A 25878-nucleotide genomic window follows, 5' to 3' on the forward strand; every position below is an offset into this window, starting at 1 on the left:
TTTAGAATTTTACAGCGAAGAGAAAGGAAATCCAGCGGACTTTTAAAGCCTAGATAGTGGAGGCATGTAGTATTTTACTTATTAAGTTAATTATATAACACTTATGATACCAAAAAGCGCTAAAACCACAATCGGGTTCAAGCGCTTTTTCTCATTCTTTTCTATTTATCATAGCGGACCTTATTTAACCTTAACAGATGTTCCATTCTCTCCAATTTCATTTTTTCCATTTGATCAATTATTTCAAGAATCTTTAATTCAATTCTCGAAATCGCGACAAAAACATTTTCTTTTTGAGCAAGCTGTTGCTGGGGAGTTAAAGATATGAAAGAATGAAGCAGGTTCGGAAGGTCTTCCCGAAGAACTCGTTTAATCATATGGCGATCTTCTACTTCTAGCAGATGAAAGTCAGGTGTAATTTTTTCAATATGGTGGACAATTCTTCCTAGACGATGTTCAATAATTGGATCAACGGCAAGGCTATGGTTATGGTTTGAAATGCGTTTCATTTCGACAAGTAGGTTCCGTAGCTCTTGTTGCTTCTCAGTGATTGGACTGTTCGTAACTTGAGGTCTTACTTCAAGTTCATTATGCCTGACTAACCTACCAGTGAGTGCATCATCGAGCATATCTAATTTATAAAAGATACTTTGCAAATAAGGAGAACGTTTGACAGAACGAACAAATGATTGTCCTTGGTACGTATAGTATATAGTTGAGTCAACAACCTTGCCAACTCCATTATTTGCTTTGAAAATTTTCCGATAGACATCAATAATTATCCGCTTTTTAATCGGAGCCTCCGAGCCCCTGATGTCACAAAAATCTAAGCGCATTCGCTTCTTTTTAATTTTAAGCAGGATTTTAAATTGGGGTGTTTTTCGTTTAAAAATACGGTTAATTCTCTCCATTTCAGAAAGTTGGACAATATCATCGATTAACTTTTCAGTTTCCGAAAAGAGAGCCTGGCTATATTGGTCAGAAATGTATTCATCTTTTACAGGTTTGAGCCGATCCGGAAGTAAATTTTCAAAAAAAGGATTTTCAAAAAGTCGCGAAAATAAGGGCATTAACAACCCTCCTCACTAATTAATCTAATAATTTCTGTTTCATTTGCGTATTCAACTCATCTAACTCAACAATAAAACGTTTGCCACTTTCAATAATTCTTTCATTTGAACTTTCGGTTATTTTGATAGCGGAATAGACATCCTCATACGCTTTACGGAAGGTTTCAATAGCAATTGCCGGTTCCTCAAGCATTTTTAACGTTTCTTCAGTGTTGGATTTTAGCATTTGTGCATTAGATAAAAGCATGGCTTCAGTTGCTTCATTAACGTTTTTAACGGCATCGATCACTGTTTTTTGATTCCCAAGTGCTAATTGAATCGAAGCTGTCACAGTAATAATATTTTTAGTCATTGTTATTGCATTGAAAATTGCTTCCTCAAGTTTTTCATTGTTTTCAACAATTAAATCAACACTTGCTAATGATTGTTGTAGAACAAGAACAGCTTGTGACATGTTTTTAATACGGGAAATGACTTTTTGTTGTCCTTTTATAAGAGCTGGCTTCTTGTCTGCCCAATCGTCTTCAGACATTTTTTCTTCTAACAAATAATTTAGCTTTTTTCCTACTTCAATCTGTTCATTTAAGCCATTAATTCGAGAGATCGCAACTTCCTTTAATTGGTGAAGCATAACCGTATCTTCTTGCAACTTATCTTTACCAACAAGTAAAGCTCCGATAACGTTGTCTACTTGAGATTCAACTGTTTTATATTTTCTTGCATATTGTTCCATTGGATTTCTTCTTAATAAACGATCGATTAAGCCTTGGACTTGCCCTTTCTTTAAATGGCTAGGTTCAAGTTCAGCAACGATCTCTCGAAGCTTTAATAAATTTTTAGGAAGTTCATTGTTCGGTTGATCCATCATTTCTTTTACAGGCCTCTTGAGGGCCTCAAGGGATTCTCCGGCACTTTTTTGAGCATCTGCCCCTAAACCATTTAACCGTTCAAGTAATCTGTTTACGTCTTCTTCACCGTTTAACGGCTGAAAATATTCTTTTACTTTATGATCTATGTCTAACTTAAATGTGTTTTTTTCTTCCATTAGTATCCCTCCAAGCTATTCTAATGATTCATACGAATATACAAAGAAAATGTTTCAATTATCGCTAATTTTCTCCTGAATTATATAATGAAATAATTATCCCTTCAAGGCTTATAGTAAAATAAAAGGAAAAGTCTGGTGACTTTTCCAAATAGTTAAGAATAAAGAAAGATGTAATAACTCGTTGCAATATAAGAAAAAAGAATCAGTAGTGATGGAATTGAGTAATTAAACGTTGTTTTAGGTCTAACTCGAATTAATAAATAAAATGTTAGCAGGTACAAAAAGATAACTAGTGATGTTGTAAGCTCATGAATTGGTTCCACATGTACTAGCAATGGTCCTTGACGATAAAAGATATCTGTCCCACATAAAATTAAAATATTAAATAAATTACTTCCTAAGATGGAGCCGATCGCTAAATTGAAATTTCGCAACTTACAAGCGACGTAACAAGCAACTGCTTCAGGTAGAGAAGTAGATGCTGCAATTAGAAAGCTTCCTACAAAGCTTGCTCCAAGTCCAGTCACAATTGCAATTCGATCACCAACTATCGTTAATATTGATCCTGTGATTAGAATGATGACTGCTGCCACCGAAAAGCGAACCATCGCTTTTCTTGCGGTTAAGTTGGCAATTGGCACTTCTCGTGGCGTCTCAATCTCCTTATTTTTAGAAGTTTGTTTTAATTTCGATAGGATAATCATTCCTAAGATATAACAGGTTAGAATAATAAACGTATCAACGCCGATTCCTAAAATAATAAACATGCTGTTTAGACGTAATGAAAACAGGACAATAAACATTAACGCAATACCTATCCCGATTGTATACCGGTGCTGTGTCCAAACACGCTCAAAAAATTGATCTTTGCGAAAATAAAGGTCTATACACGCAAGAATAACAAGGTTAAATAAATTACTACCAAGTATACTACCTACTGCTAAATCAGGATTATTAAGCATTACAGCTGTATAACTCGTCGTAATTTCAGGAAGTGAGGTTGCTCCTGCTAATAACATCGAGCCAATTAACATGCCACCTATGGCTGTTTTTTCACTTATAACGTCTGCATAAGTAGATAATTTCGTGGCTGTAAGGACTGTAACAACAGCTACAAGAAAAAATAGCAAAAATAACATGATTATCACCTCTCGTTGAGGATTTTTCCTTTGTGTATTGATTATCATGCACTTATTGATAAAATTAAATGATATGAAAGTGGTGGTAAATTTTTTTTAGAGGGTGAAAAGATGAAACAACATAAAAAGCAAAAACAAAAAGATGATGGTACAATTCATTTAAACGAACGGATTAGTCCAGATGTTTTAGAAAAGTTAAAACAAACGAGTAAAGAGTTAAAAACAGAAGAGATTAAAAAGCAAGAAGAAGCAAGGGAGAAGGAAAGACAACGTAAAGTTGAAAAAGAAAAAAATAAATCGTTTGAAGATTTACTCAATGAGAGCAGCCTTGATTGGACAAACTACAAATAGTGGGAAGTGAGAACTGATGAAGCTTGTTATTGCACCTGACTCTTATAAAGAAAGCTTATCAGCTAAACAAGTAGCCGATACCATTGAAAAGGGATTTCGTACTGTTTTTCCGATGGCAACGATCACAAAAGTACCAATGGCTGATGGTGGCGAAGGGACAGTTCAGACATTAGTCGATGCAACAAAAGGAACGCTTATTTCGGTTCCTGTAAGAGGACCATTAGAAGAGGAAGTACAAGCATTTTTTGGGCTCCTAGGGGATCAGGAAACGGCAATAATTGAAATGGCATCAGCATCTGGGCTTCACCTTGTCCCTCCAGCAGCCAGGAACCCATTTTATACTACAACAATAGGTACAGGAGAGCTTATTAGTAAAGCTCTTGATTATGGCGTGAAGAAAATCATTATTGGGATTGGTGGGAGTGCTACAAACGATGGCGGAGCAGGAATGGCCCATGCTCTAGGCGTTAAATTTATTAAAAAATCAGGTCAGGCATTTTTTCCATATGCTTATTTACTTAACGAAATTGAACATATTGATACGTCAAGTTTAGATAATAGAATAAAGAGCACATTGATCGAAGTTGCTTGTGATGTCACAAATCCGCTTACAGGGTTGAATGGCGCTTCTTATGTCTATGGGGCTCAAAAAGGGGCTACTCAGTCACAAATGAAGTTACTTGACAATAATTTAGAACACTATGGTAAGAAAATTAGCCAATACCTTCATAAAGAGGTAACTAATATTCCAGGTAGTGGGGCAGCAGGTGGTCTTGGTGCAGGTTTAATGGCTTTTTTAGACGCAAAGACGATAAAGGGAATTGATGTTGTCATTGATGTAACAAAATTAGAAGATAAAATGAAAGATGCTGATCTTGTCATTACAGGAGAGGGACAAATAAATGAGCAAACACCATTTGGAAAGACTCCAGTTGGAGTGGCTAAGCTAGCAAAGAAATATGGTGTTCAAGTTATCGCAATAGCTGGGTCATATGTAAAAGGTTACGAAAAAGTGTATGATTGTGGAATTGACGCTGTATTTGCAACAATACCAACAGCGATGCCTTTACAAGAAGTGCTTTTAAAGGCAGAAATGAACTTGTATGAAACATCGGTAAACGTTGCTAAGTTATGGAGAATAGCAAAACAAAATCATAAATAGAAAGGGGGTATGAATGTGAACAGGAAATATTTATCGATCGCAGCTTTTATTATCTTAGTTATTGTTTACTTTTTATTTATTAGACCATACTTACTTCAGTTTGGGTAAGGATGGTACAGTTATTGATAAATATTAAACCAATGATCAAGAAGATGTCGCTCGATTTCCTAAACGAGCGTCTGAAATTGGTTAGGTTTTTTCAACGAATAAAATGGTATCTGCGTATGGCTCCTAGAAAATACTTTCATAGACTTTTAGTTTAGTTGTGGTAAAATAATAGAAAAGTACTTAAGGGGCGTTTACATATGAGACTTTGGTTGACTAAACTTTCAGTAGTCTTAATTACCTTTATGACGTTCGGTATGTTTATCCCGCCAACCTACTTAGATGCCGAAGCTTCTGATCAAGAGGTACAAGTAGACGAGGAAAAACAACTTTCCGAATTACCTTTAACTAATTTTAATGAAAAATCTGAGTTAAATCATACAGATGATATAGTAGATATTCATGAACAGTTTATTTCATACGTTTCAGAGCAAGCAAAGCGACAATCACTTGAAAAGTTTGGTCCGAAAATTGCTGATGCAGTAGGGGATGAATTTTTAGAGGTCATTCTTCCGAAAATTGAAGAAGTCATTCGTGATTTAGCTAACCAGGCTCGCGAGGAAGAATTAGTAAGTTTTGAAGTATCTGAAAAACCTTCAAATGGTTATGGGGAAAAAATCTTTCATATTTTTAACCAACAAACAGGATTGGATGTTGCTCGTTTTCATGTGCGTAGAGTAAATCACCCTCGTGAAGGTCATTCGTTTAATTTTCACTACCATCTAGTGAATGATCAATTCGAACAACATTTTGATTTAGGTGATATTTACTGGGCTAAAAATACTCCGCCGAAATGGATGTCATAGTTTATCGCTTTATATAATTAAATTTAACAAAAGAGGCTATTCCTAAATAAGTATCGCTCACCACGTGATGAGCCGTACACTTATCGGTTAGCCTCTTTTTTTAGATTAAAATGATTAAGAATTAAGTATAATGTAATGTTGTTCTGATTAAATAATTACGTTTAAATGACTTTTTAAAACGGTTATGGAAACCGGTGTATTCCCTAACATCTCTCCATCTGCTTGAACAGTGGTAGTACTCTTTGATGAGATATTGATTACTTCTCCTTTATCAGTTGCTACACAACGGTGAAGTGTATGTTTTCCTAGAAACACTAGAGGAAAAAACATTAAAAGCTCAAGCCTTGATAAAGAGTGTGCAACACAAATATTTACGATTCCATCGGCCTTGTCTGCCTCAGGACATATTTTTAAGCCACCACCATAATAAGGCGTATTGGCTATGGCAATTAACCAAACATTAGAGAAAACTTTCTCTTTGCCATCTATATTAATGGTTAGGTCCGTCGGCTGATATGAAAATACCCCTTTAAGTACTCCAAAAACATATGCCAACTTCCCTAACTTAAAGGTATTTAACCATGGCTTTAGTCGAGAGTGATTTGTGATTTCAGCGACTTTAGCGTCAAAGCCCACGCCAACAATTGTCGTGCAAAGTTCGTCATTGACTTTTATTAAATCAATTCTTTCAGTTTGTCCATTTAGAATTTTTCTTAACGCTTTTCGACTATTTTTGGGGATTTTTAATGCTCTAGCAAAATCATTTCCAGACCCTGCAGGGATAATGCCTAACGGCACCTGTGTATTCTCTATAAATCTCAAAGCATGGTGGACTGTACCATCGCCACCAATAATAACTAATGCTTTTACATTTATGGTAGAAATATCTAATTTGAGATCAACTAAATCATCGGGTTTAGTTATTAAATAGGATTTAAATTCAATTCCCATCTTTAATAATAACGGTAACGTCTGCTTCCAAACCTTTGTTCCTTTTCCAGAATGATTATTAATGATAAATAAATACAATTGATCACCTATTTTCTTGAACATGTCCTACTTTTTATATAATATAGTATACTATGAGTCTAAGGATGTAGAAATAGAAAGGAATGCAAATCTATGAAACAATGGCTAATTTTAAGTGTCGTCATATTTTTATTTTTGTTAGTTTGGGGAAGTCTCGTCTATCTAATTGTATTTAAACAAGAGTCTCCTCAAAGGTACGCTCATAATTTAGCTGAAGTTTCCATTAATGTAAATATGAAAAAAGTCCGAAAAGAAAACGAACATGTTGTCGAAGAAGTTTTATTACAAGGATATACTAGGGAGCAAACTGAGTTAAATAAGTTGAAAAATCCACCGTTAAAACTTGGAATCGATTATGGACAAGGTATTTCAGTTGATGACCTACTCCGAAGTATTGAAATTGACGTGAATAATTAATAAATAAAATAAAAACTATAAAAACATACTGTAGAATATATAAATAGGTTCATGTATACTAGTGGGGTAATGAATAAAGTAAATAACATTTTACTATTTACTTATATGGGGGGCGCAACTAATGTTAACAAACATCGGAATTCCAGGCTTAGTATTGATCCTTGTTATCGCATTAATTATTTTTGGACCAAAGAAATTACCAGAATTAGGGAAAGCAGTTGGTCAGACATTAAGAGAATTTAAGTCATCAACCCGTGAACTAACAAATGATGTTATGGAAGAGTTCGAAGACGAAAAGGGTAACTCAAAATCTAAAAAATAATATATAATCAAGAAAAAATCAGAAAAATATAATTGTGAAAGATGTGAGATCTGTTATTGTCCGTCTTGCATCTTTTTATGTTGTTTAAGGAGCTGTTAAAGCATGACTGATCAAAGTATGAATCTCCTTGATCATTTGGATGAACTTCGAAAGCGTATAATGATCATTTTAGGAGCATTTATTATCTTTTTTATTGCCAGCTTTGTGTATGTAAAGGAAATTTATGATTGGTTTGTTAAAGATTTGGATATGCCACTAACTGTTTTAGGGCCAATGGACATTATTTACGTTTATTTTATGCTTGCTGGTGTTATTGCTATCGGATTAACAATACCTATCATCATTTTCCAAATATGGTTATTTGTGAAACCAGCTTTGACTAGACGTGAACAAGCGGTAACCTTGATGTATATCCCTGCATCGCTATTTTTATTTATAGCAGGACTATCATTTGGGTACTTTGTAGTATTGCCACTAGTACTGAATTTCCTTGTCGGTTTAGGTGGGGAAATGTTTACGATGATGTTTACTACGGATAAGTACTTTAGTTTTGTTTTACGAATGACAATTCCGTTCAGTATTTTATTTGAAATGCCATTGGTTGTAATGTTCTTAACAAGCTTAGGAATTGTTACTCCAAAAGCAATGCAGAAAAATCGAAAATATGCATTTTTCTTTATTGTCGTAATCTCAGTTTTGATTTCACCGCCAGATTTTATCTCTGACGTGTTAGTAATTATTCCACTTATCTTCTTGTATGAAGTGAGTATCGTTTTATCAACGATTGTTTATCGCAAGAAAGTCAAACGTGAACGACAATTAGAAAATAAATAAGTGAATGAGGCTGTCCAGTAAAATGTTAACTCGCCCCACTGTATGAAAGATGATGCTAAATTTGGTGCTATCTTTCTTAGAACAGTAGCAGTTTAGCATTTTGCTTATGGACAGCCTTTTTGGTTGTGTTGAGAGAGGGATAGTTCATAATGGCTTGTTACAATTTTTAGAATAAAGCGGCTATAATGTACTAAATGTGTCACAAAATAATGATCCAAAATAACGTATAGTTAGTAATACGAAGATTTTTCGATTTTACTCATAGGTCCTATATTAAGGGGTGAGACAGATCTATGAACGTTATTTTGTATTGTCTAAAGTCCATATTTTTCGCGTTAATCGTTGCTTACATTAGTTTAATTGGGACATTAATAGGGCAATCTGTTGCATTATTTATGGGATTAGGACGCTCTAACCAGACTACATTCATTGAAAGTATTTCAGGTGTTATACCGTTCTTCATGGTGACATCCTTCATTGCAATTGTGATTGGGGAGATGTTTAAAAAGCTAGAACAATCTAGTTTAGAAAGATTTGTTTGTATTTTTTTCTATCATTATTTCTTTTTCTATGGTCTGAAGATGCTAGATAAGATTTTTAGTGGAAACGACTTCAGTCTTGCCTATGAATTAATCAGTCAAATAGTCCCTGCTCTGATTTTTGCCTTCTTAGTAACAATACTTTGGAAACCTGAAAAAATCGGTGAACCATTTATCTACCAACTGAAAAATTATCTAGTAAATTGTAAATTTAAAAGATGGTGGCTAAGGTTTATTATCGGTTCAGTTATTTTTGTAGTCATCTTTTACTTTACTAATTGGTTAATCGCCCCTTTTTTACAACAGTATAATACGACTCTTACGCATCATGCACCTAATGGTGTATTAATTAAATTATTTGCAGGTGTATTATATGCTCTTACAATATTACCAATTTTTATAAGGTGGAAAGAAACAAAAACAAGTATCCTTTATTGGATAGGCTTTCCGATTTTTCTGCAAATTGCCGTATATCCCGCAGTTGTAGAATTTTGGCTTCCTATGGGGCTGCGATTCCCGTACCTCATTCAATATACGGTTATTTCGTTTTTGTTGGCAATTTTTTATGTAGGTCTATTTTATGTACCTAAAGAAAGTGAAGTAATTGACGATCAATTTAAATGGATGTATTAGTTCAGAATTGCTATGGCTAATCATAAAGAAACTGCTTGTTTTAGCAGTTTTTTTTTTAAGATAAGAAAGCTTAACTTTTTGAACTTAATAAGTTATCTAGCACCGGCTACTCCTGTGGTTACTCGTCCAAAGCTTGCAAGATGTGTAATCAAGAAGTTGCTTGTCAGAGCCGCTAGGCTAAGCTTTTGAAAACTCTTTATTCCTTTAAAAGGTAAATTTGTTCAAATTTCGATCATATATAATGTGATATTAATCACATTAACAGATCAGTTTTGACGGGTAAAATAGAGTTAGTTGTGAAATCCCTAGGAAATCGGGACGTTCGCAGCTAAGAAAATATGGAACTCTATTTGACTAGCATTTAATCGTTAGGAGAGTTTAGAACTGGGTGTGCCTAGGTAACGCCTTTTAGGCAACTAAATAAGAAAGCGCTTAAAACACTAACGTTCAAATTAATTAAGATACAAAATTAAGTAGTGGCGTATCGTATGCTTCTCACAAACTTCGATTTCTTAAATGGTGAAAAACATATGTCTGATCATGTGATTGTAGCTTTTTATGGTACATGCCTAGTTGCATCTTCCATGAAGCTTTATCAAGCGGTCTTAGACCGTATATACAAATAGAAAAACAAATTCGAATGCTAAATGAGGTTAAGGGGGAAGAGTTGTAATGGAATTAACTCGTAGAAGCTTACTAAAAGCAGCGGCAATTTCATCAGCAATGATTGCAGCAGGGTGTGCACAAAAAGAAGTGGCTACACCAGAACTAAAAGAACCAGAAAAAGACCCTGTCGAAGTAAAAGCACAATCAATTGAGCCAGATGAGTGGAAAACATCCGTATGTCGTTATTGCGGAACTGGTTGTGGTGTTTTAGTTGGGGTTAAAGATAAAAAGGTAATTGCCGTTAAGGGAGATCCCGAAAATCGATCAAACAGAGGGTTAAATTGTATTAAAGGGTATTACTTAGGAAAGATTTTATTCGGAAAAGACCGCTTAACAAAACCGTTAATTCGTGAAGACAACAGCAAAAAGAGAACAATGGATGGCTTCCGTGAAGCATCATGGGAAGAAGCTTTGGATTTAGTTGCGAGCAAAATAAAAGAAGCGCGTGCTGAAGGACCAAATGGAGCTGCATTCTGGGGTTCTGGGCAAATGACAGTTCATGAAGGGTACGTAATGTCTAAGTTTTGGAAAGCGGGACTTAAGAGTAATTGTATCGATCCGAATGCACGACTTTGTATGGCAAGTGCGGTAGTTGGCTTTATGACAACGTTTAACTCAGATGAGCCAATGGGCTGCTATGATGACCTTGATTTAGCTGATACATTCGTTACTTGGGGAGCTAATATGGCAGAGATGCATCCAGTATTATATTCCCGTATAGCAGCTAGAAAATTATCAGGTACAGATGTTAAACACTATGATTTAACAACTTATCATACGATGACTTCAGAAAATGCAGATAAAGTATTGATTTTCAGACCGCAAACTGACTTAGCAATTGCTAACTGTATTGCAAACTATTTAATTCAAACGGACTCTTATGACAAACAGTTCGTTAAAGATCATTGTCAATTCTTTGGTGGTACAGAAGATCTTGGTCATACTTGGGATGACAATTACGATGCATCTGAAATAGGTCAAAAGGTTATGGGTCACGAAGAAATTACATTTGAAGACTATAAAGAGCGCGTTTCTGTCTATACATTTGACTATGTTGCTGAGCTATCTGGTGTCCCAGCGGCAGATTTAGAAGCATTAGCAAAAGAATTTGCTGATCCAAATCGGAAAGTAATGTCAACATGGACGATGGGTGTTAACCAACATACTCGTGGTACGTGGATGAACAACTTAATTTATAGTGTCCACTTATTAGCAGGGAAGATTAGTCAACCAGGTTGCGGACCATTCTCGTTAACAGGTCAGCCAAGCGCGTGTGGTACTGCCCGTGAAGTTGGAGTATTCTCTCACCGTCTGCCAGCTGACTTAGTGGTTGGAAACCCTGACCACCGTAAATTTACTGAGCTTATTTGGAATTTACCAGAAGGGTATTTAGAAGAAAATGGTGTTGATAAGCCAGGCTTCCACACAATCAAAATGTTCCGTGAACTTGGAAATGGAAATGTGAAATTCCTTTGGAGTATGGCAAATAATTGGGCTCAAACACTTCCAAAAACAAACCGTTATCGTGGAATTGATGAAAATGGAAAGGGTGTTATTGACGGCTTTATTGTTGTCTCTGAAGTTTACCCTACTCGTTCAACTGAAATGGCGAACGTTGTCTTCCCAGCAGCAATGTGGGTAGAAAGAGAAGGGATGTTTGGAAATGCTGAACGTCGTAATGCGATTTTTGAAAAATGTCAAGAACCGCCAGGAGAAGCTAAGTGGGATGTTTGGACAATGGTTCAACTAGCGAAACGCGTTCTTGAAGGTGAGAAGATTGGTGAAAAAGATGCTTTTGATGTGTTATTTGGTAAAGATGGCACAGATATTTGGGATTATGCTAATAATGATTTAATTGATGAGCATGAGGCTTGCGAAAAATTATGGAATGAATATCGTTTGTTTACAGCTCCACATTTACACCCTAATACAGAAGTTCAAGAAATGGGAGCTAAATTAAAAACAAGAGCAAAAGAGTTAGGTCCTTACAGTGAGTACTTAAAGCAACATGGTATGCGCTGGCCAGTTCGTGAAAAGAATGGAAAATGGTTAGAAACTAAATGGCGTTATGCTAATGGAAAACAAGAAGATGGTTATGATGAAATTGGTATTGAATTAATGGGCGACGGTAAGAAGAAATATAAGGATCTTGATTTCTATAAGTCATGGGAAGATCATAAGCCAAGAATTTATTTTAGACCATTTGAAGAACATGCGGAAGTTCCAGATGAGGAATATCCAATGTGGCTATGTACAGGTCGTGTTTTAGAGCACTGGCATAGTGGTTCAATGACACGCCGTGTACCTGAACTACATCGTGCTGTACCTGAAGCGTTATGTGAAATCCACCCTGACGATGCAGCGGCAATTGGCATTCAAGATAAGGACTATGTCATTGTTGAATCTCGTCGTGGGAAGACACGGGTAAAAGCTACTACAACGGGGCGCGGAAAACCACCAAAAGGATTAGTGTATGTTCCGTTCTTTGCAGAAGAAACAATGATTAACGATACTACTCTTGACGTGCATTGCCCGCTTTCAAAAGAGCCTGACTACAAAAAATGCGCTGTTAAAGTCTATAAGGCATAGGGGGGACTACCATGAAAAAAACAAGTTATTTCTTATTCGCAGTCTCTGTTGGAGTGTTAATCTTTGCAGTTGTTGTTGGAATGGCTCTTTTAAATGACTCAAGCAGTGAACATGTTGCACAACCAAAACAAGAGGCACCAAAACAAGAAACATCTAAACAAACAGCTGAAAATATTGTTGTGCCACAGTTAAATCAGGAGAGAGCGGAAGCTGCAACAATGGTACTAATTTCTGCACCAACGCTACAACCAGTTGACCATGCAGGCAGATGGAACCCAAAAACACAGGGTGAAAGCTGTTTAATGTGTCACGAACAAGCAGAAGCAATGGGAGCAAAAGTAATCCCGATTGACCATTTCGTTGATGAAGACCGTACGAAAGGGATTTTTGGACCAAGATATGTTTGTGTTACGTGTCACGGTTTAGACTCTGGAGAAACAAAAGCAGCGTTTAATGATTAAGAACTAATTACTAACTACGGAGGTGTAGGCATGGTCATTTCAGGATTTATGCTAATTACAATAAAGGGAAAAACAGAGGCAGTGATTGAACAACTACAGAAGCTTCCTGGGGTAGAGGTTCATCATGTTGAGCAAGAGGTAAAAGTGGTTTTAACACTTGAAGCCCCTTCTGTTGATGAAAGCTATCGTATTGGAGAGGCATTTAAAGAAATAGATGGAATTGTTTCGATCTGCCTTGCTTACACCAACTTTGAGGATGATGAAGCAATGCAACATCAGCCGAGTGTTAAACAATGAATGAAAATTTGAACCGTAGACAATATATAAAGGAAAACTTTCGTTCATCCTTTCAATTTCTAGGGTCAATTATAGGAGCTACTATTGAAAGTGAACGAAACTTTATTCGACCACCAGGTGCGGGTGATGAACTTGCTTTCATTGCTACATGCACCCGCTGTGGCGTCTGTGAAGATGTTTGTCCCACAACAACGATTGGACTATTTTCAGTAGATCATGGGGCGAAACTTGCAGGAACACCTTTTATCAACCCAAACGAATCTCCTTGTACATTTTGTAACAAGTGTATTACTCATTGTCCAACAGGAGCGCTAGAAAAGGTTGGACCTGAAGAAAAACTTGGAGTAGCTGAAGTTTTCGAGTTTAATTGTTTGGCATTTAAAGGGACCATCTGTGATTATTGTGTAAGAGCATGTCCATTAGGTACAAAGGCATTATTAATAGAAGATGGGAAGCCAGTCGTAGCTGAAGCTCATTGTAATGGGTGTGGGATGTGTGTTCAGGCTTGTATTCAAACTTATAAAGGAATATTTGTTAAAGCATTATAATAGTTCGTAACAAGAGGAGGATGGCCAATGGTCATCCTCCTCTTGTTTTAAGCGCAATGACTAGATTTAAATAAAGGTATATTGTCAAGTGTACTTATTGAAAATACGGTGAAAAAGAACATAAAGTTCAAAAAATTATCACATATAGACTTATCAGAAGTGATATATCTCACAAAAGTTATATAATTTACACGGTACAATTAAGTAAAAGTTGTAAGTTATTAAAAAAATATCAAAAAAGTCCTTTTGTTGGAAATTTGTAATCGAAACAACTCCCATGTGATCCAAGCGAGTGGGGTCTGCATTAATGCTTGCTGCCACGTAGCTTTATCAAATGGTCTAAGACCATATAAATACATGATTCATAGCTTCGAATTCCAAATGTGATTAGGGGGAAAAGTTATCATGGAATTAACACGTAGAAGTTTACTAAAAGCAGCTGCTATCTCATCGGCAATGGTTGCAGCAGGGTGTACACAAAAAGATGTAGCAGCACCAGAACCGAAAGAACCTGAGAAAGATCCCGTTGAAGTAGAGGCACAAACGATTGAGCCAGATGAGTGGAAAACGTCAGTTTGCCGCTACTGTGGAACAGGTTGTGGAGTATTAGTCGGGGTTAAAGACAGTAAAGTTATTGCTATTAAAGGGGATCCAGAAAATCGCTCAAGTAGAGGCTTAAATTGTATTAAAGGCTATTATTTAGGGAAAATCTTATTCGGTAAAGACCGTTTAACAAAGCCTTTAATTCGTGAGGATAATAGTAAGAAGGGGACAATGGAAGGTTTCCGTGAAGCGTCTTGGGAAGAAGCTTTAGACTTGGTTGCTAGCAAAATTAAAGAGGCACATGAAACGGACCCTAATTCAATTGCCTTTTGGGGTTCAGGACAACAAACAATCCACGAAGGTTATGCCTCTGTGAAGCTTTGGAAAGTTGGGTTACAAAATAACAATATTGACCCTAACGCTAGACTTTGTATGGCTAGTGCGGTTACTGGTTTTATGTCTACTTTTCAATCCGATGAACCAATGGGTTGTTATGATGATTTAGATATGGCAGATGTTTTTGTTACTTGGGGGGCAAATATGGCAGAGATGCACCCAGTACTTTACTCTCGTTTAACTGCTAGAAAGCTCTCAGATCCTAATGTTAAACATTATGACTTAACGACCTATCACACTCGTACTTCTGAAACAGCTGACAAAGTGATGGTGTTTAGACCACAAACAGACTTAGCAATCGCAAATTGCATTGTTAACTATTTAGTTCAAACTGGTTCTTATGATCAGAAGTTTATTGAAGAGCATTGCCAATTTAAAGCAGGTCAAGAAAACTTAGGTCATGCAACGGAAGATGACTATGATGCAACTGAAGTTGGTCAAAAAGCAAATGATTCTTGGTCAATAACGTTTGATGAATTCAAAGAAATGGTTTCAAAATATACGTTTGATTACGTTTCTGAATTATCAGGAGTTCCTGCTGAAGATTTGGAAGCTTTAGCGAAAGAGTTTGCCGACCCTAATAAGAAGGTTATGTCTACATGGACAATGGGAGTTAACCAACATACACGTGGAACATGGATGAATAACTTAATTTACGATATACACTTAATGTCAGGGAAAATAAGCCAACCTGGTAGTGGGCCTTTTTCTTTAACTGGTCAGCCTAGTGCATGTGGCACAGCACGTGAAGTCGGTGTATTCTGTCACCGTTTACCAGCTGACTTAGTTGTAAACAATCCAGAGCACCGTCGTTTTAGTGAAATGATTTGGAATTTACCAGAAGGATATTTAGATGCGATTGAAAAGCCAGGTCTTCATACAATGGCCATGTTTAGACAGCTAGGTAACGGCAATGTAAAATTTCTCTGGAGTATGTCAAATAACTGGGGCCAAACTCTTCCAAAAACTAACCGTTTCCGCGGAGTTGATGCTAATGGTAAAGGGGTAATTGATGGTTTTATCGTTGTATCGGAAGTGTATCCTACTCGATCAACAGAGATGGCTAACGTTGTATTCCCAGCAGCGATGTGGGTAGAAAGAGAAGGGATGTTTGGTAACGCGGAACGTCGTAACTCTATATTTGAGAAGTGCCAAGAGCCTCCTGGCGAGGCGAAGTGGGATATTTGGACGTTAGTTCAAGTTGCCAAGCGGGTTCTTGAAGGGAAAAAAATTGGTGACCATGATTCCTTTGATGTTGTATTTGGAAAGTATGGTCCAGATATTTGGGATTATGAGAAGAATGATCTAATCGATAATCATGAAGTGTGCGTCAGGCTCTTTGAAGAATACCGTTTGTTCAGTGCCCCACATACACATCCTAACCAAGCTGTTCAGGAGCTAGGTCACAAGTTGAAAACAAGGGCGAAAGAATTAGGACCTTACGAAGAATATTTAAAACAACATGGAATGCGCTGGCCAGTTCGTGAAGTTAACGGAGAATGGATGGAAACGAAGTGGCGATATGCTCATGGAAAGCAAGAAGAAGGGTATGACCAAGTTGGAGTAGAAACGTTTGGTGAGGTTGGTAAATATAAAGATGTTAGCTTTTATAAATCAAATGATAAACGTCCAACAATCTTTTTTAGACCGTTTGAAGATGCCCCTGAAATTCCAGACGAAGAGTATCCATTATGGTTATGTACTGGACGTGTGCTAGAGCACTGGCATAGTGGCTCGATGACCCGCCGTGTACCTGAGTTACACCGTGCTGTACCGGAAGCGCTATGCGAAATGCACCCAGATGATGCGGCTGCTATAGGAATTAATGATAAAGACTGGGTCATTGTTAAATCACGTCGTGGCGAAACGAAAGTAAAGGCAACAACTACAGGTCGTGGTAAACCGCCAAAAGGATTAGTGTTTGTTCCTTTCTTCGCAGAAGAAGCGTTAATAAACGATACAACGTTAGATGCTTATTGTCCAATATCCAAGCAGCCAGACTATAAAAAATGTGCTGTAAAAGTCATTAAGGCATAGGGGGGACTACCATGAAAATAACAAATTATTTTTTATTCGCTGTCTCTGTGGGAGTAGTAATCTTTGCAATAGTCGTAGGGGTTGCTCTCTTCAATGACTCGGGAAGTGAACTAGTAGCAGAACCAAAGCGAGACGCACCAAAACAAGAAGCGAAAAATGAAACGGGTGCTAAAAATATTGAAGTACCACAGTTAAAACAGGAAAGAGCTGAAGCTGCAACAATGGTGTTAATCTCTGCTCCTACTTTACAACCAGTCGATCATGCAGGTAGATGGGATCCAAAAACAAAGGGTGCAAGTTGCTTAATGTGTCACGAACAAGCAGAAGCTATGGGAGCTAGAGTAATTCCGATTGACCATTTCGTTGATCAAGACCGCACGAAAGGAATTTTTGGACCAAGATATGTTTGTGTTACATGTCACGGTTTAGATACAGGCGAAACAAAAGCAGCGTTTAATGATTAACAACTAACTCGGAGGTGTAAGCATGGTCATTTCAGGATTTATGCTAATTACAGTAAAGGGAAAAACAGATGCAGTCATTGAACAACTACAGAAGCTTCCTGGGGTAGAGGTTCATCATGTTGAGCAAGAGGTAAAAGTGGTTTTAACACTTGAAGCCCACTCTGTTGATGAAAGCTACCGTATTGGAGAGGCATTTAAAGAAATAGATGGAATTGTTTCTATCTGCCTTGCTTACACAAACTTCGAGGATGATGAAGCAATGCAACATCAAGAGAGTGTTCAACAATGAATGAAAAGTTGAGCCGTAGACAATATCTAAAGGAAAATTTCCGTTCTTCCTTTCATTTTCTAGGGTCAATAATTGGAGCTACTCTTGAAGAAGATCGGAACTTTATTCGTCCACCAGGTGCTGGCAATGAACTTGCTTTCATTGCTACATGCAATCGCTGTGGCGTTTGTGAAGACGTTTGTCCTACGTCAACGATTGGTCTGTTTTCTGTAGATTATGGGGCGAAACTTGCGGGGACTCCTTTTATCACCCCGAACGAATCTCCTTGTACATTTTGTAACAAATGTATTACGCATTGTCCAACAGGGGCGCTCGAGATGGTCGGACCCGAGGAAAAACTTGGAGTAGCTGAAGTGTTTGAGTTTAATTGCCTGGCTCATAAAGGAACAATGTGTGATTACTGCATAAGGGCTTGCCCACTAGGGCGTGATGCTTTAACCGTGGAGAATGGTAAGCCAAAAGTGATTGAAAGCAATTGTAATGGCTGTGGTCAGTGCGTCGCGGCTTGTATTCAGACGTATAAGGGAATTTATGTAAAAGCTCTAGAAGTAAAATGAAGAGGTTGTCCCATAAGTGACAGCTCACCTTGATATGCACGATATCTTGTATGGTTTCCTAAGTGAAACTATACAAGATATCGTGCCTTAGGTGACTGTTACTTAGCTCAGGGACAACCTCTTTCTTTTACCTTTTATCGTTGTTTTGCTTGCCAGCTTGGCCAGCTTCGACATATGGCTCGCGCGCAAACTCTTGAGTAGGTGAGTTTCCAAGAGGACTCACATGAGCACCATGCTTATTTTTCCCTTCTTTTCTAGGGTTGCTTTTTCGCTTTGTCATTTTGATCAGCTCCTATCCATTGAATTAGGGTACATCTATTATTATCTGTAATTACGAAGTTTCTATTAACTGTTGGAGACCTGTTTTTACGAATATATAAACTTCCACAATACATCTCTCTATGTTATGGTTACATTGATACTTTTTTGTTACGGAGATGGGATTATGTTAGATAAAGAAATGGCAACACCATTAACAATTTTAAAAAAATACTATGGATACGATAGTTTTAGGCGCAATCAACAAGAAATCATCACAGCACTACTGCAACGAAATGATACATTATGTATTATGCCAACTGGAGGCGGAAAATCGATCTGCTATCAGGTCCCGGCAATGCTTTTTAACGGGATTACTGTAGTTATTAGTCCACTCATTTCTTTAATGAAGGATCAAGTCGATACGTTAAATAGTATTGGCGTTCCAGCTATTTATTTGAATAGTACAGTTTCACACGCTGACCAAGCCAATATCATGAATAAAATTAAACTAGGTACGTATAAGCTCGTTTATGTTTCACCGGAACGATTGGAATCTAATCAATTTTTGTATTTTCTACAGCAGTTACCAATTGATTTAATCGCCGTCGATGAAGCACACTGTATATCGCAGTGGGGACACGATTTCCGACCAAGTTACGCCAGAATTGGTCATTTAATGCAACAACTATCACCAAGACCGGTGATTGCCGCTTTTACAGCAACAGCCACAAAAGCTGTAGCCGAAGATATCAAACAAGGGTTAATGTTAAATTCCCCATTAGATTTTGTATCTGGTTATGAACGCGAAAACTTAGCCTTTTCTGTTGTGAAAACAGGGAATAAAAAGAAATATTTACTAGAATTTATTAAGCGCCTGCAAGGTGAGAGTGGAATTATATATACAGCAACAAGAAAAGACGTTGAAGAGCTCCAGCCTTTTTTAGAGAAAAATGGAGTACAAGCAGTTACTTATCACGGGGGTATGGCAGAACAAATTCGTAATGAGCATCAGGAAAAATTTATTTATGATGATGAAAAAATAATTATTGCCACGAATGCGTTTGGGATGGGAATTGATAAATCGAATGTTCGCTATGTTATTCACTATCAGTTACCAAAAAGTATGGAAGCTTATTACCAGGAAGCAGGTAGAGCTGGTCGAGATGGTGAAAATAGCGAATGTGTATTGCTCTATACGAGCAAGGACGTTCAAACACAAAAGTATTTAATTGAACAAAATGCTTCTGAGGGAGACCGGAAGGATCATGAATATAGTAAACTTCAAGCAATGGTTGACTACTGTCATACGACGAAGTGTTTACAAAGTTACATTGTAAACTATTTTGGTGATACCTCTGACACTGATTGTGGCAAGTGCTCTAGCTGTAAATCAGATTTAGAGGAAGTAGACGTGACAACTGACGCCTTAAAAATCTTTTCCTGTATCGTAAGGATGAAAGAACGTTTTGGGGTAACGTTAGTCGCTCAAGTCCTTAAAGGATCAAACAACAAACGGATTAAGGATTTGCATTTAACGGGATTAACGACCTACGGAATTATGAAAGATAAAACCGAAAAGGAAATAAGTGAACTTACGCAATTGTTTATTGCAGAAGGGTATTTAGCCCTGACTACAGGCCAATATCCTACAGTAAAACTAACAGAAAAAGCTGTTTCTGTGTTGAAAAATGGCGAGAAAGTACTCCAAAAAGTGAGGCCAACAAGAAAGGAAGAGCCAATTCACTCTGAACTGTTTGAAGTGCTTCGTCAATTACGTAAAGAGCTAGCAGAAGAAGAAAAACTTCCACCATATATTATTTTTTCAGATGTTACATTAAAAGAGATGTGCAAATTTCATCCTAAGACGAAAGCTGATATGCTCCAAATTAAAGGGGTAGGGGAAATGAAGTTTGAGAAATACGGAGAGAGGTTCTTAGAAGCGATTATCAATTTTGAGGGTGAAAATAATCTGACTGAATCTATACTAGAAGTACAAGAAAAACCAATGAAAAAAGAAGAAGATCTCAGTTATTCGATTTCACTTCAGCTCTACAAACAAGGGAAAGATATTAATGAAATTGCCCTAGAACGAGGCTTAAAAATAACGACTGTAGAACAACACCTAATTCAAGGCGCAATAGAAAAAATTGAACTTGATTGGGAAAGAGTTTTACCTAGTTCATATCTGCAGTTAATTAATGAAAAACGTGCAGAACTTGGTGGGGAGAAACTGAAGCCTTTGAAAGAAGCACTACCAGAAGAAATTAGCTATTTTCATATCAAACTTGCGTTATGTATATAAAAACAAGAGGTAGGAAATATTCTACCTCTTGTTTTTTACTAAATTTCCGAATTATTTTAGAACGACCTCTCTAGTCGTCAAACGTTCAATTTCCTTAATAATTGCAGCAATGGACTCAGGGTCGTGACTATCATACTTTTCAATGTCTAGTCTTAATATAGGACATATTGTAAACTCGTTAATCCAGTTGTGATAACGAGCATATAAATCTTCCCAGAATTTAATAGGCGTGTCTGTCTCCATTTTACGACCACGTCTATGTATACGCTCGATAATTTTCTCAAGTGACCCATCTAGGTAGATCAACACATCAGGCTTGGGAAAATAAGGTGATAAGGTCATAGCTTCAAAAAGCGAACTATACGTCTCAAAATCACGATCACGCATGTTACCTTGATCATATTGGAGTTTCGCAAAAATCCCTACGTCTTCATAGATACTGCGATCTTGTACATAGCCATAGCCACTTTCAAACATCGCCTTTTGTTGTTTAAACCTTTCTGCTAAAAAGTAAATTTGTAAATGAAAAGACCATTTTTTGAAATCAGCATAATAGTCTTCCAAATATGGATTTCCGTCAACCTTTTCATAAGATGCTTTAAAGTTTAAAGCATTAGCTAAATTTCTTGTTAAAGTGGATTTTCCAACTCCTACAGTTCCTGCTAATGTGATTAAAGCATTACTCTTGATTTTTGTTTCAATCATGCTTTTCAACTCCAATATTATTAGTTATTTACGGTATTTGCATAGATGTGTTCATCTATTTTTGAAATAATTGTATCTAAGTCAGCTTTATTTTTTACAAAATCAAGATAATCACCTTCAAAGGTTAAAACAGGAACATTTGGGTGATCGACAATGAATTTTTCCATAAATTGATCATAATCCTTTGTAAGCTGTAATAAATAGGCTGGATCGATGTTTTTTTCGATATCTCTACCACGTAATGAAATTCGTTCTAACAACGTAGTTAAACTAGCTTTTAAATAAATTATTAAATTAGGCTCAGGCATATTTGCTGTTAAGATATAGTAAATTTGTTTATACTTTTCGTACTGTTTCCTTTGTAATGTTCGTTCAGCAAAAATTTGATTTTTAAAAATATGATAGTCAGCGACAACAGGTGCATTTTTTGCTAATTGATACTTTTCAATATCTTCCAGTTGTTTATAGCGGTTACATAAAAAAAACATTTCTGTTTGAAAGCTCCACTCGTCAATATCTTTATAAAAATTACCTAAAAAAGGATTTTCTTCGACGATTTCATTTAACAATGTAAACTGATAATAATTAGCAATTTCTCTAGCTAGAGAAGATTTTCCAACCCCTATCGGTCCTTCAACAGCGATAAATGGTACTTTTTTCAACATTTTCCCTCCTTGTTCAACAACAATAGATAAAGGTTATTTTAACATAGAGGTTATTTTTCGGATAGATATATATTCACTTTTGCAGTTTTTGTTTTAGAAGTTAAGTATACTTCCAATACTTTTGGTAAAAATAGGGTTATTACCTATATTTAAGGAGGAGTTTTGATGGAAATTGATATGAGTGTCGATCAGGTTATTAGCTCAATAAGTCAATTACATTCAAGTGGTGAAGTTTTAGCGAAGAAAAAAGTGAAAAAATCGCACCCAGAATTAATGAGAAGCGCCCTTCACTATTTCCCAAGTTGGGAACATGCAATTAAAGAAAGTGGAGTAGAGTAAAAAAGGGAAAAGAGCAAAAGAACTCTCACGGTTTTTTGCTCTTTTTCTTTTTTATGGATAATTCAATGAATTTCATAATTCATTATTTCCGCTATTAAGTTCTAAATGTAGTTGCGTTAAAACCATTCGCAACAACATTTAGTTTGATATAGCTCGATTAATGTTATGAAAAGCACTCAATTATTAACAATTGAAGGTTTTTTGTTTAATGGTGTTAACACGATTCCTATTTTTATAGTATGATAGAAATAATTAAGTAGTTTACTATATTATGTAAGAGCATAAAGATCTTTAAGAATGGGGTGCTTATGTGAATAAGGTTAAAATTGTTACAGATTCGACAGTCGACGTTCCAAAAGAGGAACTGGATGCATTAGGGGTAGAGGTAGTACCGCTTACGATCACAGTAGATGGAAAATCCTACGCTGACGGTGTCGATGTTTCAGCAAAAGAATATATTACATTGCTTAAAGAAGCAAAAGAAATTCCAAGAACTTCACAACCTGCAGCTGGTGTTTTTGCTGAAGTCTATGATCGTCTAGGTGCAGATGGAAGCGAGATTATTTCAATACATATTACAAATGGAATGAGTGGGACGTATAATTCTGCACAAAACGGTGCCCAGATGTCTAAAGCAAAGGTGACTGTCATTGACTCCAAGTTTATTTCCTTTGCATTAGGGTTTCAAGTGTTAGAAGCGGCTAAGCTAGCACAGGAAGGAAAAACGGTTGCGGAGATTATTGATCGAGTCGAGAAAATCAGGATGAATTCATCACTCTACATAATGGTTGATACGTTAGAATATTTAGTTAAAGGTGGAAGAATTGGTCGAGGAAAAGCTTTAGTAGGCTCATTATTAAAGATAAAACCAATTGCCTCTCTAGCTGATGGGGTATACACGCCAGTAGCAAAAGTGAGAACATACGTCCAACTTATTAAGTATTTACTAAAGCAACTAGAAACAGAAACGGCTAACAAGACTATTAAAGCAATTGGAATTGCACAAGCAGATACCCTCGAATTAGCTACTGAGCTAAAAGACGCAGTTGCAAAAGCGTCTGGTTTTCATAATATTAAGATTGTCGACACGACGCCAATCATTAGTACCCACACAGGACCAGGGGCTTTAGCATTAATGTACTTTGCAGAGTAGGTTTTTAAGCAAAAAACAAAGAGGTGACAATCAGTCACCTCTTTAAATTTATCCTCTTGGAACACGTTTATTTCTTTTCTTTGCTTTTGCGAGATCTACTGATTCATCTGCAAACTCTTCGTTATAAACGCTTTCTGTTGGAGTGAAATTACTTTTGGATGCAGCATCACGAAAATGTTTTCGTTTCGTCATGACTACCCCTACTTACCATTAAGCTGTTGTTCAGCCATCTGAACAAGACGCTTAGTAATTTCTCCGCCTACAGAGCCATTAGAACGGGATGTATCATCTGCATTCAATCTCACACCAAATTCTTGGGCAATTTCATATTTCATTTGATCTAATGCTTGTTCAACACCAGGAACTACTAATTTATTTGTACTTGGCATCTTAATCCCTCCTTACACAATATGCTTACCTGTAGGAGAAATTATATGAATTGTATATATAACCAAAATGATTAATTATAGGGTAACTAAACGAAATTTGCTAGCTAATTCAAGAAAAAATCCTTCATCGATGAGATTGAACCTGTCAGTCTCAAGAAGTCCTTCCCCTAGTAGGTCATCGCCTTTACCGAGATATTGTGAGTTAACGAAAATTATTGTAATTTTTAATTCATTCCTTCCTTGCATTTGCTTTTAATATACCCTAAACAAAACTGTTTTGTGATAAAAAGCACCTATTTTGTGAAATTGTCAAAAATACGTAATAAAAAATAAAATTTTTTATGAAAATGTGAAAAAAAACATTTTCAAAAAGATGATTTATAGCTAAAGTAACATTAGTACTTATTAATTCGTCAGATCATCAGATGAATAAGTAATTAAATTTAAAACCATAATTCTATGGCAGAAGGGAATTAATAATCATGAAAGAAAAAAACCGGTGGTTAATTGCGTTATCGGCAGTGGCAATCCATTTATCAATTGGATCAGCTTACGCGTATAGTGTATACGTAAAGCCATTAGAAACATTAGGGTGGCAAAAGACCGAAGTATCGTTAGCTTTTACAATTGCAATCTTCTTTTTAGGAATATCTGCAGCGGCGTTTGGTCAATTTGTGGAAAAGCAAGGTCCTAGGAAATCAGCTTTGTTAGCTGCAACTTTGTTTACTTCAGGGATTTTAGGATCTGGTTTGGCTGTATTAATGGAATCATTACTATTGTTTTACCTTACTTTCGGGGTATTGGGAGGTATGGGTCTAGGGTTAGGGTATATTTCACCCGTTTCTACCTTAGTAAAATGGTTCCCTGACCGCCGAGGTCTAGCAACAGGTATGGCTGTACTTGGTTTTGGAGCAGGAGCTTTAATTACAGCCCCAATTGCAGAACGATTAATTGTTAATATTGGTGTATCTAACACATTCTTTACTCTTGGTGTTGCTTACTTTATCCTAATGTTTCTAGGGGCATCTTATATTGCTAAGCCACCACAAGGATGGGTACCAAAAGGAATGGAACCAGGGACTGTTAGTGGTGGAAAATATGATATTAAAGGAACACAAGATTTAGCACAGTTAACAGCGAAAGAAGCTGCTAAAACCAAGCGCTTTTGGTTGTTATGGGTGATGATGTTTATTAATATTTCAACAGGTTTAATGTTAATTTCAGTAGCCTCTCCAATGGCACAAGAAAAAGTGGGAATGACTACTGTAGCCGCAGCAAGTATGGTGGCCTTAATGGGTCTATTTAACGGGGCTGGCCGAATTGCGTGGTCAAGTGCGTCAGATTTCATTGGAAGACACCGAATTTATGCGATTTTCTTTAGCATTCAACTAGTCGCATTCTTAATCTTACCAAATATTGAAAATGTACTAATGTTCCAAATCTTAATTTTCATAGTGCTTACGATTTACGGCGGAGGATTTGCAGCATTACCAGCATTTATTGGTGACTTATTTGGTACGAAGCAGTTAGGAGCTATTCATGGCTTAATTCTTACTTCGTGGTCAATGGCTGGAGTAATGGGGCCGTTATTAGTAGCCTATATTCGAGATACTACGAACAGTTACAATGCAACTTTTTACGTGTTTGTGATCTTTTTAGCCATTGGTTTAACGACATCGTTCTTTATGATGAGAGATATTAAGCGAATTAAAGCAATTAAAGCATTAGAAGTTCAAAAAGCTAGCTAAGGACAATAAAAAGA

The 25878-nt window shown here is 36.6% G+C and carries 28 protein-coding genes; 19 read left to right on the forward strand and 9 right to left on the reverse strand.

The window, feature by feature from the left end; all coding sequences use genetic code 11:
- Positions 1-161: 161 nt before the first annotated feature.
- From ACK4M9_RS04360 to ACK4M9_RS04370, 3 genes are all read right to left on the reverse strand, one after another.
- Positions 162-1070, reverse strand: a complete 909-nt coding sequence (locus ACK4M9_RS04360) for a hypothetical protein (protein ID WP_409848349.1) — start codon at positions 1068-1070, stop codon at positions 162-164.
- Positions 1071-1089: 19 nt separating this feature from the next.
- Positions 1090-2115 carry a toxic anion resistance protein gene (locus ACK4M9_RS04365; protein ID WP_409848351.1) on the reverse strand — a complete coding sequence of 342 codons (1026 nt, stop codon included), beginning with the start codon at positions 2113-2115 and terminating at the stop codon, positions 1090-1092.
- A gap of 155 nt (positions 2116-2270) precedes the next feature.
- Entirely contained in the window at positions 2271-3257 is a 987-nt protein-coding gene (locus ACK4M9_RS04370; protein ID WP_409848352.1) for a sodium:calcium antiporter, read from the reverse strand.
- Between the two features lie 111 nt (positions 3258-3368).
- Between ACK4M9_RS04370 and ACK4M9_RS04375 the strand changes: the two genes are divergently transcribed.
- The 3 genes from ACK4M9_RS04375 (at position 3369) to ACK4M9_RS04385 (ending at position 5681) form a co-directional block, all read left to right on the forward strand.
- Complete coding sequence (locus ACK4M9_RS04375; RefSeq protein ID WP_409848354.1) at positions 3369-3608, forward strand: YqkE family protein; 240 nt, start codon at positions 3369-3371, stop codon at positions 3606-3608.
- A gap of 16 nt (positions 3609-3624) precedes the next feature.
- Positions 3625-4770 (forward strand): glycerate kinase, encoded by a 1146-nt coding sequence (locus ACK4M9_RS04380; protein WP_409848355.1) that lies wholly within the window; start codon positions 3625-3627, stop codon positions 4768-4770.
- A 305-nt stretch (positions 4771-5075) separates the two neighbouring features.
- Positions 5076-5681, forward strand: coding sequence for a YpjP family protein (locus tag ACK4M9_RS04385; RefSeq protein WP_409848356.1), 606 nt, complete (start codon positions 5076-5078; stop codon positions 5679-5681).
- A 147-nt stretch (positions 5682-5828) separates the two neighbouring features.
- Here ACK4M9_RS04385 and ACK4M9_RS04390 read toward each other — a convergent pair whose 3' ends face one another.
- On the reverse strand, positions 5829-6734 hold the full coding sequence (locus tag ACK4M9_RS04390) for a diacylglycerol/lipid kinase family protein (RefSeq protein WP_409848357.1): 906 nt from the start codon (positions 6732-6734) through the stop codon (positions 5829-5831).
- Between the two features lie 69 nt (positions 6735-6803).
- Between ACK4M9_RS04390 and ACK4M9_RS04395 the strand changes: the two genes are divergently transcribed.
- The 12 genes from ACK4M9_RS04395 to ACK4M9_RS04450 all read left to right on the forward strand — a co-directional run bounded on the left by ACK4M9_RS04395 (position 6804) and on the right by ACK4M9_RS04450 (position 18302).
- The gene (locus tag ACK4M9_RS04395; RefSeq protein ID WP_409848358.1) at positions 6804-7127 is read left to right on the forward strand and encodes a hypothetical protein; all 324 of its coding nucleotides are present in this window, start codon (positions 6804-6806) and stop codon (positions 7125-7127) included.
- A 121-nt stretch (positions 7128-7248) separates the two neighbouring features.
- Positions 7249-7449, forward strand: coding sequence for a twin-arginine translocase TatA/TatE family subunit (locus tag ACK4M9_RS04400; RefSeq protein WP_409848359.1), 201 nt, complete (start codon positions 7249-7251; stop codon positions 7447-7449).
- Positions 7450-7551: 102 nt separating this feature from the next.
- Complete coding sequence (tatC, locus tag ACK4M9_RS04405; protein WP_409848361.1) at positions 7552-8283, forward strand: twin-arginine translocase subunit TatC; 732 nt, start codon at positions 7552-7554, stop codon at positions 8281-8283.
- Positions 8284-8576: 293 nt separating this feature from the next.
- A complete protein-coding gene (locus tag ACK4M9_RS04410) occupies positions 8577-9455 on the forward strand; it encodes a hypothetical protein (protein ID WP_409848363.1) in 879 nt (292 codons plus the stop codon).
- Positions 9456-10127: 672 nt separating this feature from the next.
- Positions 10128-12710 (forward strand): nitrate reductase catalytic subunit NapA, encoded by a 2583-nt coding sequence (gene napA, locus ACK4M9_RS04415; RefSeq protein WP_409848365.1) that lies wholly within the window; start codon positions 10128-10130, stop codon positions 12708-12710.
- An 11-nt stretch (positions 12711-12721) separates the two neighbouring features.
- Entirely contained in the window at positions 12722-13171 is a 450-nt protein-coding gene (locus ACK4M9_RS04420; protein WP_409848366.1) for a nitrate reductase cytochrome c-type subunit, read from the forward strand.
- A 30-nt stretch (positions 13172-13201) separates the two neighbouring features.
- The gene (locus ACK4M9_RS04425; protein ID WP_409848368.1) at positions 13202-13468 is read left to right on the forward strand and encodes a chaperone NapD; all 267 of its coding nucleotides are present in this window, start codon (positions 13202-13204) and stop codon (positions 13466-13468) included.
- The gene (locus tag ACK4M9_RS04430; RefSeq protein WP_409848369.1) at positions 13465-14016 is read left to right on the forward strand and encodes a 4Fe-4S dicluster domain-containing protein; all 552 of its coding nucleotides are present in this window, start codon (positions 13465-13467) and stop codon (positions 14014-14016) included. The genes ACK4M9_RS04425 and ACK4M9_RS04430 overlap by 4 nt, the downstream gene beginning before the upstream one ends.
- A gap of 405 nt (positions 14017-14421) precedes the next feature.
- Positions 14422-16992 (forward strand): nitrate reductase catalytic subunit NapA, encoded by a 2571-nt coding sequence (gene napA / locus ACK4M9_RS04435; protein WP_409848370.1) that lies wholly within the window; start codon positions 14422-14424, stop codon positions 16990-16992.
- Between the two features lie 11 nt (positions 16993-17003).
- Complete coding sequence (locus tag ACK4M9_RS04440) at positions 17004-17456, forward strand: nitrate reductase cytochrome c-type subunit (RefSeq protein WP_409848371.1); 453 nt, start codon at positions 17004-17006, stop codon at positions 17454-17456.
- Positions 17457-17478: 22 nt separating this feature from the next.
- Positions 17479-17745, forward strand: coding sequence for a chaperone NapD (locus ACK4M9_RS04445; RefSeq protein WP_409848372.1), 267 nt, complete (start codon positions 17479-17481; stop codon positions 17743-17745).
- Positions 17742-18302, forward strand: coding sequence for a 4Fe-4S dicluster domain-containing protein (locus tag ACK4M9_RS04450; protein WP_409848373.1), 561 nt, complete (start codon positions 17742-17744; stop codon positions 18300-18302). The genes ACK4M9_RS04445 and ACK4M9_RS04450 overlap by 4 nt, the downstream gene beginning before the upstream one ends.
- Positions 18303-18429: 127 nt before the next feature.
- Here ACK4M9_RS04450 and ACK4M9_RS04455 read toward each other — a convergent pair whose 3' ends face one another.
- Entirely contained in the window at positions 18430-18582 is a 153-nt protein-coding gene (locus ACK4M9_RS04455) for a hypothetical protein (RefSeq protein WP_409848374.1), read from the reverse strand.
- 165 nt (positions 18583-18747) lie between these two features.
- Here ACK4M9_RS04455 and recQ point away from each other — a divergent pair, with 165 nt between their 5' ends.
- On the forward strand, positions 18748-20865 hold the full coding sequence (recQ, locus tag ACK4M9_RS04460; protein WP_409848375.1) for a DNA helicase RecQ: 2118 nt from the start codon (positions 18748-18750) through the stop codon (positions 20863-20865).
- Positions 20866-20916: 51 nt separating this feature from the next.
- Here recQ and ACK4M9_RS04465 read toward each other — a convergent pair whose 3' ends face one another.
- Complete coding sequence (locus tag ACK4M9_RS04465; protein ID WP_409848377.1) at positions 20917-21570, reverse strand: deoxynucleoside kinase; 654 nt, start codon at positions 21568-21570, stop codon at positions 20917-20919.
- Between the two features lie 20 nt (positions 21571-21590).
- Positions 21591-22235: a deoxynucleoside kinase gene (locus ACK4M9_RS04470; RefSeq protein ID WP_409848379.1), complete on the reverse strand. Its 645-nt coding sequence runs from the start codon at positions 22233-22235 to the stop codon at positions 21591-21593.
- Positions 22236-22400: 165 nt separating this feature from the next.
- Here ACK4M9_RS04470 and ACK4M9_RS04475 point away from each other — a divergent pair, with 165 nt between their 5' ends.
- Together ACK4M9_RS04475 and ACK4M9_RS04480 are read left to right on the forward strand one after the other, a co-directional pair.
- Complete coding sequence (locus tag ACK4M9_RS04475; protein ID WP_409848381.1) at positions 22401-22574, forward strand: hypothetical protein; 174 nt, start codon at positions 22401-22403, stop codon at positions 22572-22574.
- Positions 22575-22884: 310 nt separating this feature from the next.
- Positions 22885-23727: a DegV family protein gene (locus tag ACK4M9_RS04480; RefSeq protein ID WP_409848383.1), complete on the forward strand. Its 843-nt coding sequence runs from the start codon at positions 22885-22887 to the stop codon at positions 23725-23727.
- A 48-nt stretch (positions 23728-23775) separates the two neighbouring features.
- Here ACK4M9_RS04480 and ACK4M9_RS04485 read toward each other — a convergent pair whose 3' ends face one another.
- Positions 23776-23919, reverse strand: a complete 144-nt coding sequence (locus ACK4M9_RS04485) for a hypothetical protein (RefSeq protein WP_409848385.1) — start codon at positions 23917-23919, stop codon at positions 23776-23778.
- Positions 23920-23927: 8 nt separating this feature from the next.
- Entirely contained in the window at positions 23928-24116 is a 189-nt protein-coding gene (locus ACK4M9_RS04490; RefSeq protein WP_182080710.1) for an alpha/beta-type small acid-soluble spore protein, read from the reverse strand.
- A 482-nt stretch (positions 24117-24598) separates the two neighbouring features.
- On the opposite strand from ACK4M9_RS04490, the gene ACK4M9_RS04495 reads away from it, so the two are divergent.
- The gene (locus ACK4M9_RS04495) at positions 24599-25864 is read left to right on the forward strand and encodes an L-lactate MFS transporter (RefSeq protein WP_409848387.1); all 1266 of its coding nucleotides are present in this window, start codon (positions 24599-24601) and stop codon (positions 25862-25864) included.
- Positions 25865-25878: the final 14 nt, after the last annotated feature.

The sequence above is a fragment of the Anaerobacillus sp. genome, assembly GCF_046314235.1.
In the GTDB taxonomy this organism is placed as follows: domain Bacteria; phylum Bacillota; class Bacilli; order Bacillales; family Anaerobacillaceae; genus Anaerobacillus.

Excerpts from the sequence above, each read along its gene's own strand:
- ACK4M9_RS04430 (WP_409848369.1), top strand. The coding sequence starts at position 13,465 with ATGAATGAAAATTTGAACCGTAGACAATATATAAAGGAAAACTTTCGT.
- ACK4M9_RS04390 (WP_409848357.1), bottom strand. The coding sequence starts at position 6,734 with ATGTTCAAGAAAATAGGTGATCAATTGTATTTATTTATCATTAATAAT.
- ACK4M9_RS04425 (WP_409848368.1), top strand. The coding sequence starts at position 13,202 with ATGGTCATTTCAGGATTTATGCTAATTACAATAAAGGGAAAAACAGAG.
- napA (WP_409848370.1), top strand. The coding sequence starts at position 14,422 with ATGGAATTAACACGTAGAAGTTTACTAAAAGCAGCTGCTATCTCATCG.
- tatC (WP_409848361.1), top strand. The coding sequence starts at position 7,552 with ATGACTGATCAAAGTATGAATCTCCTTGATCATTTGGATGAACTTCGA.
- ACK4M9_RS04410 (WP_409848363.1), top strand. The coding sequence starts at position 8,577 with ATGAACGTTATTTTGTATTGTCTAAAGTCCATATTTTTCGCGTTAATC.
- napA (WP_409848365.1), top strand. The coding sequence starts at position 10,128 with ATGGAATTAACTCGTAGAAGCTTACTAAAAGCAGCGGCAATTTCATCA.
- ACK4M9_RS04375 (WP_409848354.1), top strand. The coding sequence starts at position 3,369 with ATGAAACAACATAAAAAGCAAAAACAAAAAGATGATGGTACAATTCAT.
- ACK4M9_RS04490 (WP_182080710.1), bottom strand. The coding sequence starts at position 24,116 with ATGCCAAGTACAAATAAATTAGTAGTTCCTGGTGTTGAACAAGCATTA.
- ACK4M9_RS04370 (WP_409848352.1), bottom strand. The coding sequence starts at position 3,257 with ATGTTATTTTTGCTATTTTTTCTTGTAGCTGTTGTTACAGTCCTTACA.
- ACK4M9_RS04420 (WP_409848366.1), top strand. The coding sequence starts at position 12,722 with ATGAAAAAAACAAGTTATTTCTTATTCGCAGTCTCTGTTGGAGTGTTA.
- ACK4M9_RS04385 (WP_409848356.1), top strand. The coding sequence starts at position 5,076 with ATGAGACTTTGGTTGACTAAACTTTCAGTAGTCTTAATTACCTTTATG.
- ACK4M9_RS04485 (WP_409848385.1), bottom strand. The coding sequence starts at position 23,919 with ATGACGAAACGAAAACATTTTCGTGATGCTGCATCCAAAAGTAATTTC.
- ACK4M9_RS04495 (WP_409848387.1), top strand. The coding sequence starts at position 24,599 with ATGAAAGAAAAAAACCGGTGGTTAATTGCGTTATCGGCAGTGGCAATC.
- ACK4M9_RS04475 (WP_409848381.1), top strand. The coding sequence starts at position 22,401 with ATGGAAATTGATATGAGTGTCGATCAGGTTATTAGCTCAATAAGTCAA.
- ACK4M9_RS04465 (WP_409848377.1), bottom strand. The coding sequence starts at position 21,570 with ATGATTGAAACAAAAATCAAGAGTAATGCTTTAATCACATTAGCAGGA.
- ACK4M9_RS04365 (WP_409848351.1), bottom strand. The coding sequence starts at position 2,115 with ATGGAAGAAAAAAACACATTTAAGTTAGACATAGATCATAAAGTAAAA.
- recQ (WP_409848375.1), top strand. The coding sequence starts at position 18,748 with ATGTTAGATAAAGAAATGGCAACACCATTAACAATTTTAAAAAAATAC.
- ACK4M9_RS04455 (WP_409848374.1), bottom strand. The coding sequence starts at position 18,582 with ATGACAAAGCGAAAAAGCAACCCTAGAAAAGAAGGGAAAAATAAGCAT.
- ACK4M9_RS04470 (WP_409848379.1), bottom strand. The coding sequence starts at position 22,235 with ATGTTGAAAAAAGTACCATTTATCGCTGTTGAAGGACCGATAGGGGTT.
- ACK4M9_RS04380 (WP_409848355.1), top strand. The coding sequence starts at position 3,625 with ATGAAGCTTGTTATTGCACCTGACTCTTATAAAGAAAGCTTATCAGCT.
- ACK4M9_RS04440 (WP_409848371.1), top strand. The coding sequence starts at position 17,004 with ATGAAAATAACAAATTATTTTTTATTCGCTGTCTCTGTGGGAGTAGTA.
- ACK4M9_RS04360 (WP_409848349.1), bottom strand. The coding sequence starts at position 1,070 with ATGCCCTTATTTTCGCGACTTTTTGAAAATCCTTTTTTTGAAAATTTA.
- ACK4M9_RS04445 (WP_409848372.1), top strand. The coding sequence starts at position 17,479 with ATGGTCATTTCAGGATTTATGCTAATTACAGTAAAGGGAAAAACAGAT.
- ACK4M9_RS04400 (WP_409848359.1), top strand. The coding sequence starts at position 7,249 with ATGTTAACAAACATCGGAATTCCAGGCTTAGTATTGATCCTTGTTATC.
- ACK4M9_RS04450 (WP_409848373.1), top strand. The coding sequence starts at position 17,742 with ATGAATGAAAAGTTGAGCCGTAGACAATATCTAAAGGAAAATTTCCGT.
- ACK4M9_RS04395 (WP_409848358.1), top strand. The coding sequence starts at position 6,804 with ATGAAACAATGGCTAATTTTAAGTGTCGTCATATTTTTATTTTTGTTA.